The sequence below is a fragment of the Okeania sp. SIO2C2 genome, assembly GCF_010692625.1.
GTDB classification, from domain to species: Bacteria; Cyanobacteriota; Cyanobacteriia; order Cyanobacteriales; family Microcoleaceae; genus Okeania; species Okeania hirsuta.
Genome location: NZ_JAAHGM010000080.1, coordinates 19,282 through 27,952, shown reverse-complemented (window position 1 = coordinate 27,952; position 8,671 = coordinate 19,282). Strand labels below are relative to the sequence as shown.

7 protein-coding genes and 1 pseudogene are annotated in these 8,671 nt (G+C 37.3%); 4 read left to right on the top strand and 4 right to left on the bottom strand.

Going from position 1 to position 8,671, the window contains the following annotated elements:
• The first annotated feature begins 644 nt into the window (after positions 1–644).
• Both F6K18_RS32240 and F6K18_RS32235 read left to right on the top strand, forming a co-directional pair.
• A complete protein-coding gene (locus tag F6K18_RS32240) occupies positions 645–1,976 on the top strand; it encodes a dihydroorotase (protein WP_287527043.1) in 1,332 nt (443 codons plus the stop codon).
• A gap of 1,019 nt (positions 1,977–2,995) precedes the next feature.
• Entirely contained in the window at positions 2,996–3,259 is a 264-nt protein-coding gene (locus F6K18_RS32235) for a hypothetical protein (RefSeq protein WP_287527041.1), read from the top strand.
• A gap of 118 nt (positions 3,260–3,377) precedes the next feature.
• On the opposite strand, the gene F6K18_RS32230 is transcribed toward F6K18_RS32235, so the two are convergent.
• Positions 3,378–3,665, bottom strand: a complete 288-nt coding sequence (locus F6K18_RS32230) for a GIY-YIG nuclease family protein (RefSeq protein WP_287527039.1) — start codon at positions 3,663–3,665, stop codon at positions 3,378–3,380.
• A 262-nt stretch (positions 3,666–3,927) separates the two neighbouring features.
• On the opposite strand from F6K18_RS32230, the pseudogene F6K18_RS32225 reads away from it, so the two are divergent.
• A pseudogene (locus tag F6K18_RS32225) lies at positions 3,928–4,194 on the top strand (nucleoside 2-deoxyribosyltransferase); the annotation flags it as partial.
• Between the two features lie 60 nt (positions 4,195–4,254).
• Here the strand turns inward: F6K18_RS32225 and tsaE are convergent.
• From tsaE to F6K18_RS32210, 3 genes are all read right to left on the bottom strand, one after another.
• Positions 4,255–4,743, bottom strand: a complete 489-nt coding sequence (tsaE, locus tag F6K18_RS32220) for a tRNA (adenosine(37)-N6)-threonylcarbamoyltransferase complex ATPase subunit type 1 TsaE (RefSeq protein WP_287527038.1) — start codon at positions 4,741–4,743, stop codon at positions 4,255–4,257.
• A 2-nt stretch (positions 4,744–4,745) separates the two neighbouring features.
• On the bottom strand, positions 4,746–6,134 hold the full coding sequence (yvcK, locus tag F6K18_RS32215; RefSeq protein WP_287527037.1) for a uridine diphosphate-N-acetylglucosamine-binding protein YvcK: 1,389 nt from the start codon (positions 6,132–6,134) through the stop codon (positions 4,746–4,748).
• 109 nt (positions 6,135–6,243) lie between these two features.
• Positions 6,244–7,497: a transposase gene (locus F6K18_RS32210; protein ID WP_287527035.1), complete on the bottom strand. Its 1,254-nt coding sequence runs from the start codon at positions 7,495–7,497 to the stop codon at positions 6,244–6,246.
• A gap of 317 nt (positions 7,498–7,814) precedes the next feature.
• Between F6K18_RS32210 and F6K18_RS32205 the strand changes: the two genes are divergently transcribed.
• Complete coding sequence (locus F6K18_RS32205) at positions 7,815–8,639, top strand: ABC transporter ATP-binding protein (protein ID WP_287527033.1); 825 nt, start codon at positions 7,815–7,817, stop codon at positions 8,637–8,639.
• Positions 8,640–8,671: the final 32 nt, after the last annotated feature.

Here is an 8,671-nt window from a genome sequence, read left to right as displayed (position 1 = left end):
ACATTTCATAATTTTTCTGCCTAATTAGCGTTGGCGGAGCCTAGCGGCAGCTATATCGCTCCTTTCTCAAATCATACCTTAATTCACCAACGCCGTTTTTTCCACTAAGAACTTTGTACTGTCCAGTTATATATTAGAATTAAAATAACATTATAGCGTTTCTCAAGTTACTGAGGTACTGTTGTTTTTCTTATTTTCTATTCCCTGTTTTCTGAATTACTACCCCCTACTCCCTACCTTACAAGGGTAGGTTTTTGACAATAAAGGGAAAATAGGGTAAGACAAGGTAGACAAGGGGGAAAGTGGACAAGGAAGCAGAAACAACGAAAATTAAAACTCATAAAGATTTACTTATCTATGACGTCAGCATAAAATGGCAGAAATGAAAATTTTTGAGCTATCAAATTTGCTGTAAATAGCTCTTAATATCTACGCTTTTTTTTCCCTTGTCACCAAGTCCTCCAAGTCTAGTCATAACCAGAAAGTAAAGAACCAGAAAGTAAAAAACCTCCCCTTATAAACTACTCCCTACTCCCTAAAACAAATTAATTTTGTACCTTATCAGTATGGGAATTGGTATATACATTATATTTCATCAGCCCAAGTAAGTATCTAAAATAGAAATTTAAAACCCAATTTTTATCATGTCTACTATCTCTTCTTTGTTGATTCGTCGTGCCCGCATCCTTCTACCTGATGGGGAATTTTTGATTGGTGATGTGCAAACTCAAGGCCGAGAAATTATTCGGGTTGCTCCAGAAATTTCATCTTCTCAAGCTCCAGAAAAAATCATAGATGCTGAAGGTTTAACTTTATTACCGGGAGTAATTGACCCCCAGGTACATTTTCGGGAACCTGGGTTAGAACATAAGGAAGATTTATTTACTGCTAGTCGAGCTTGTGTGAAAGGTGGTGTTACTTCTTTTCTGGAAATGCCTAATACTAAACCGTTGACTACGACTCAAGCTGCATTGGATGATAAGTTACAACGAGCAGCTCAAAAATGTTTGGTGAATTTCGGTTTTTTTATTGGGGCAACGGCAGAAAATTTACCCGATCTTTTAACAGCTAATCCTACTCCTGGGATTAAAATTTTTATGGGTTCTATGCACGGACCTTTGTTAGTAGATACTGAGGAAAAATTAGAGCCTATTTTTGCTAGGGGAAAAAGATTAATTGCTGTTCATGCAGAAAATCAAGCTCGAATTGATGCCAGGAAAAAAGAGTTTGCTGGTATTTCTGACCCTGCTATTCATTCACAAATTCAGGATAATGAAACTGCTTTATTGGCAACTAAGATGGCTTTGAAATTGTCGAAGAAGTATGAGCGGAGGTTACATATTTTGCATACTTCGACTGGAGATGAAGCTGAATTGTTACGTCAGGATAAACCTAGTTGGGTAACTGCTGAAGTTACGCCTCAACATTTGTTATTAAATACGAGTGCTTATGAAAAAATAGGCAGTTTAGCTCAGATGAATCCTCCTTTAAAATCTGCTTGGGATAATGAAGTTTTATGGCAAGCTTTGTTGGATGGGGTGATTGATTTTATTGCTACGGATCATGCTCCTCATACTTTGGAAGAAAAGGGTAAAAGTTATCCAAATTCTCCTTCGGGAATGCCTGGGGTGGAAACTTCTTTACCTTTAATGTTGACTCAAGCTATCCAGGGAAAATGTTCTGTTGCTCAGGTTTCTAATTGGATGTCTACTGCTGTTGCTCAGGGTTATGGGATTCCGAAAAAGGGGGCGATCGCTCCTGGTTTTGATGCGGATTTAGTATTAGTTGATTTGGATAATTATCGCCCTGTTTTAAGAGAGGAATTAATGACAAAATGTGGGTGGAGTCCGTTTGAAGGATGGAGTTTAACTGGTTGGCCTGTTGTTACTATTGTTGGGGGAAATGTTGTGTTTAATCGTGGTGAATTTAATTCTGAGGTTCGGGGTAGAGCTTTGACATTTTCAGATGTTTACTAACTAATTATATTTACTAACTAATTATAGAAGAAGAAAGAAGGAACAAGGAAGAAGGAAAATCTTACGTTATTAGATATTTGTAGTGCGGACATCTTGACCGCGACGGGTGTACCTTACGCTTAAAAGAAGAAGGAAGAAGGAAAATCTTACGTTATTAGATATTTGTGGGCATCTTCCCCGCAACGGGTGTACCTCACGCTTAGTGAAATCTGCTGTAATTTTTCCCTATTGCCAAAGCAACTTTTTGGCGTTGCTGAAATGTAATGGTAAGTAGCTGAAGGTAAAATTGAAAAACTTATGTTTTGCGTTGATAATTAACAGGACTTACCCACAGAAACTAAATCCAGTGAGGGTGCCATTCGGAGCTTGGGGTTAGCCAATGCCATTCGCCCCTAAATAGGCGTTTTCAAGCTGAACTTGCGTAAGTCCTGACTTACAGCGCTTCCCGTTGTTATGAGGTACAACCCGAAGCGGGCAAGATGCCAGCACTACAATATTTTCATCACTTACCCTGTACCTCATTTGCCCGAAATATACTGTAATCTAAAAATCATTACCATTCAGCAACGCCAACTTTTTTCCCGCAAAAATTTTTGACATTATGTGCAACTACAAAAGAAACAGTCTAAAAGGCTAAGTATAATTTTAACTAATCAAAATAGATTAAACAATTGTTTATTAAAATCAAAACTACTTAAATTTAGGCAAAATTATTAAAAATTATCTAACGTACTTGCTTGATCACAGCGATTTGTATCATACTTTAAACATTGATATGATGCTTTACTTGTATCTAACAGTAAAAATATTCTGTTTCTAGGAAGCTAAAAGCCAGTATTTACGTTAAAACCATCCTCAAAATCATAATTTGAACCTCATTATAGATAACGGCAAAAAAACAAATTTCCAATAAGCATAAATATTTAAGTAAATATAACTATTGACAAATTCCTTTTTGTTGGTATGTCAACGTAAGCTTTTTTTCGACTAGAGATTAAGTCAGAGGAGAAAAAATTAAAATGTATAAAAAATCAAAAGAGCTAACAGAAATCATCAGAAAAGTAGACAGCCTTTCACCAGAAGAGCAATTATCTTTAATATCTTATGTAATAGGTAGATTAAAAATGTGTGAAATCAAAAAAAAGCCTAGTAGAGATTGGAAAGACTTAGAAGGAATAGCACCTAATTTACTAGAAAGAATGGATGCTCAAGAGTATGTTACTCGGATGAGACGAGGAGAGTTTCCCGAGTTAGAAATTCAACAAAAGAAATTGGGTAATTAACAGTGGATATAGAAGAAAGTCTCCAGGGTGTAACTCACTTATTTATAGACACTGCTCCAATTATTTACTATGTTGAACAAAACCTCCGATATCTAGAAACAGCAAGAGCAGTATTTAATTATATTTGTAGTGGCTTAATTTCCTCAATGTATTTTTTCTCTAAATTATCTAATTCTAATAGAGGAGCTTCAATATAGTAGATATAAACTTTATCCAATCCTTTTCTAGCAAACTGTTTGTAACGATGATGAGTTTTTCCTGCCCAACGCTTTCTTAAGTTTTGAGCTTTGCCAATATAAAATATGTTATTTTGCTCATCAGCTATGAAATAAATTCCTGGTGCATCAGGAAGAAGAGAACGACTTCTTAAAGAACATTTGCCAGAAAATTTGGGTAAGTTATCCATAATTTTATCTGCTCAACTTTTCGACGAATTTACATGGAATAAACTGTAATACAAAAGCAAAATGAAAAAAACAATTTATCTAGCTAATCCTGATGGTTTCTCAGAGCAACAAAAATAACTGCTACTTCCTCCCATAACCGAAAAATTGAAATCTTTAGGAGCGGAAGTTTGGGAACCATTTGAACGAAACAATCAACAAGACTTCTCCAAGCCAGGATGGGCCTACATTATTGCTCAAGCAGATTAGAATGATGTAAAAAACTGCGATGCTATATTTGCTATTGTCAATGGCACACCGCCTGATGAAGGTGTAATGGTTGAATTAGGTGTGGCGATCGCCCTCAATAAAAAAGTTTTTCTGTTTCGAGATGATTTTCGTCGCTGCACGGATAGTGAAAATTACCCACTGAATCTGATGATATTTTCAGGTCTACCAGAAAAGGGCTGGGAAAATTATTATTATCAGTCTGTGGAAGAAATTTATTCAAAACATAAAGCTTTATACAAGTGGCTATTGGAAGATTATTAAATTACTAGATTCTTAAATTAATAATGGTAAGACCCGATCTGCAAAATTAAATAAAAGTACCTAAATTTTATCCAAATCCAAATCAAACTTACCAATAGAAATTAATTTAGCCTGTCGCCCGCAGAGAGTTTCGTCAACAGTATTTCCTACATTAGAAAAACTCAAACAAACCCGCAAAAAATTAGGAGGATAATAAACCAACTTTTCAGCCCATTCAATGGCGACAATACCCAAAGGTACTTCCAAACCCTCCCCATAAATCTCCAAATTTAAAGCTTCAATCTCAGAACTTTCTAAGCGATATAAATCAAAATGATAAAGAGGTATTCTGCCAGAAAAATACTCATTAATCAAAGTAAAAGTAGGGCTATCAATTGTTTCTTTGATTCCCAAACCAGCACCAAGACCTTGAACAAAAGTAGTCTTACCACTACCTAAATTTCCCTCCAATAAAATCACACTACCAGCAGGCAAAATTTCCCCTAAACTTTTACCAAGATTGTAAGTTGCGACAGTATTTTGTAGTGAAAAAAAAACTTCTTTATTCATAACTATTTATTAAATTCAATACGCTCATACCACTCTAATAATACCTGCGCTAACATCATCGAATCGTGACGAACAAAACCAGTTTCTTCATCCTCATACATCACATTAGTCAAAAGAATTTTTCTTCCTAAATTTCTGACTCCTTCACGGTCAAAAAAAACAGGATGAGAATCTTCTTGAGCATAACGAACTAATGCTTGTGCTGAAGGACTTTTTCCCTGAACTAAAACAGTATCAAATAGTCGCTTACCAGCAGCAACATCAATAGCACGAATATGGTCAGACACAGTATATCCAGTAGTTTCTCCAGGCTGGGTCATAATATTACAAACATAAATACTAGGAATATTTCTAGAAGCGATCGCCTCAGCAATTTCAGACACTAATAAATTAGGAATCACGCTAGTATATAAACTACCAGGGCCAATAATAATATAGTCAGCTTCTTCTATTGCCTGTAACACTTTGGGCAAAGCCAGAGGATGTTCAGGAGTACAGCCAATTTTGACAATTTTTCCCCTGGCCTCAGTAATATTAGACTCGCCTTCAATACGTCGCCCATCAGCTAATTCTGCCCACAAATTAACATCAGTAAGAGTAGCAGGTAAAACCTGACCCCTGATAGCCAAAACTTGAGAACTAGCAGCTACGGCCTGTTCCAAATCTCCAGTCACTTCACTCATTGCCGTAAGAAAAAGATTGCCAAAACTATGTCCAACCAAACCATCACCAGCGCGAAACCGATACTGAAACAACTCAGTTAACAACTTTTCCTCATTAGCCAAAGCTGCCAAACAATTACGAATATCCCCTGGTGGTAGTACCCCTATCTCTCGACGCAACCTACCAGAAGATCCACCATCATCTGCCACTGTCACAACAGCAGTAATATTAGCACTGTAATCTTTGATACCCCTTAACAAAGTAGAAAGACCTGTACCCCCACCAATAGCAACTATCTTTGGACCTCGATTTAATCGTCGATGGGCAAGTAAGCGATCCACCAGTTTTTCCTCTCCCTCTGGTATTAACACCTGAGTAATGGAATTAATACTACGATTTTGACCCCAAAAGATAAATAGTAAACCAGCAAAAATAATTATTGGCCCGGAAATATAACTAGGAACTATAGTCGTCACCCACCCCAAAAATTCTTTAAGTAGCCGTAGGGTGTAAAAAATTGGAGTCATTCCCGTCCATATTGATAGACCTAAGCTAGTCAGTAGTACGCCAGCAGCACTCAAGAGTAACCACCGCTTGATCAATAATCCTGGAGCTAGCCACTTAAACCATTGGCCAATTACCTGAGAGTTAGTCTGATGAGGTTTTGCAATAAAAAAATTACTTTTGAGAAAGATGCGTAGGGTTTTCTTTACTAAACTAGTTGACATAGCAATATTAGCCTTAGCTTGATTAAGGACAAATTTGTACAAAAATACTATCTACAATAAAGAAGATTCTGGCAGTATTATGGCGCTTCAGAAATGACATACTCTCACACTAAGTTGGCGCTATAGTGTCAGCTTCTCGTTTCGCAGTCCTGCCACTGCATCGGACTCCACGAGCTTTAAGGACGGAATGCCCTGCCGCCCTATTTTTGATATTTATCGCTGCATTCAAGTCGCGGTCTATTACAATACCGCAATGTGGACAAGAATGAGTTCGTATGTTTAATTCTTTAGGGACTTTTTCCCCACAATTTGAGCAGTCTTGGCTGGTATTTTTGGGGTTCACAGCTATAGTCTTTTGTCCAGCATTTCCGGCTTTGACAGTTAAAATAGTTAGAAATTGGCCCCATCCAGCATCGTTAATTGATTTACTCAAACGGGTTTTTGCCAGTCCTTTAATGTTTAAGTTTTCGTGGGCGATAACCTCAGGTTTTGATAATAATTCATTTGCTGTTTTGAAGTGGAAATCTTTACGTTGATCGGCTACTTTTTTATGTTGTTTGGCTACAAATTTAACAGCTTTTAACCACCTTTTGCTACCTTTTTTCTTTCGAGATAAACGTTTCTGTACAGTCTTTAATCGCTGCTGAGATTTTCGATAGTATTGAGGGATGGGAACAGATTCTCCTTCACTTGTTACTAAGAATTCTTTCAACCCCATATCAATTCCCAGAGTATTTTTTAATGTAGGTTCCACTTCAGTTGTTAAAGCTGGAACTGATTTGTCTTCTAGGGATAAAGTCACATAATAACCATCAGCTTTACGACTAATCGTAACAGTTTTAATTATAAACCCTTCTGGTATTGGACGATGCTGAATTAACTTTACCTTTCCTATTTTGGGCAAATTAATTTGATTTTCTTCTCTGCAATTTAGTTTTATTTGAGAATAAGTAAAACTGCGATAACGTCCTTTTCCTTTGAACCTTGGTTTACCTAATCGCTGCCCGTTTTTGTCTGCTTTAAACCATCTATCAAAGGCAAGTTTTACCCGTTTTGTGCAGTCTTGTAATACCTGAGAATGAATTAGCTTGTATTCAGGAAACTTATCTTTGGTATTGACTAAATCTCGTTTTTGAGAGTAATAATCTGGATGATCTCTTAGTTGAGGAATTGGCATCACCAAAGGGCAAGCGTTAACTGGACAACGATTTTCTGACCACCACGAAAACCGCTCTCCTAACCACCACGAAAACCGCTCTCCTAACCTATAGTTGTACTGCCGACGCAACAATTCCAACCACATTTCTATTGTGGCTAACTGTTCTTTATTGGGCCTTAATTTATATTGGTAGGCAGTGCGCATGGTGGAAAATTTCCGGGATTATAGCAACATAATAATACAAGTTTTTCAACTAGGGCGAAAGCTTCTGCTGGGATGTTGGCCAATTGAATGGGCATCGAACCCATTCAATTTGCTGCCGATTCATCCACCAAATCAAAAATTATGGCGTGAGGTTTCTCGGCAATTCAGCTAAATTTTGTTGAAATGAAATGCCTTAACAAAGTCAGAAGTTAGAAGTTAGTTGCCTATTGCCTGTTGCCTGTTGCCTTGCAAGTGCTATACTTACTGCCTGCTTTTTTTAAGGTCAATACTTTATAGTGGACTGTTAAGTACAAACGATGAACCACGAACCTATAATCGAACTGAAAGGAGTTAGTAAATCATTCGGGTCTAATGTTGTTTTAGATGAAACAGACTTGACAATTTATCGCGGAGAAGCATTGGCAATTATTGGTCCATCTGGAACTGGTAAATCCACAGTTCTCAGAATTATTGCTGGTTTATTGACTCCTGATGCTGGAGCAGTTTATGTCCAGGGACAGCAACGAGTCAGATGGATAGATGATTTGAAAGATCCAATTACTACTGGTATGGTCTTTCAAAATGCTGCTCTGTTTGACTCGTTGACAGTAGAAGAAAATGTTGGTTTTCTTTTGTATCAACAGAGTAAGTTACCACATTCCCAGATTCAGGAGTTGGTGCAGCAGAAATTGGAAATGGTGGGGTTGGGTAATATTGGCGATCGCTATCCGGCAGAGTTATCTGGTGGGATGCGTAAACGAGTGAGTTTTGCTAGGGCAATTATGACTAATCCAGAAAATCCTCATGATGACCCAGAAATATTATTGTATGATGAACCAACTGCAGGTTTGGACCCCATCGCTTCTACTGTAATTGAAGATTTGGTACGTCACTTACAATATGTAGATGGTGGTTGTAGCACCTATGTAATGGTGACTCATCAACATAGTACCATTCGTCGCACAGCAGACAGAATTGTATTTCTTTATCAGGGTAAGGTGCAGTGGATTGGTACTGTAGATGAAATTGATGTGGTGGACAATCCCTTGGTACAACAATTTTTTACAGGTAGTGTAGATGGGCCAATTCATGTCTTGGATAGAGGTTTGACTAAGAGGCAAAAGCTACAACTAGAAGATTAGTGTCTGAAAAAGTAATGGATTAGATTATATCA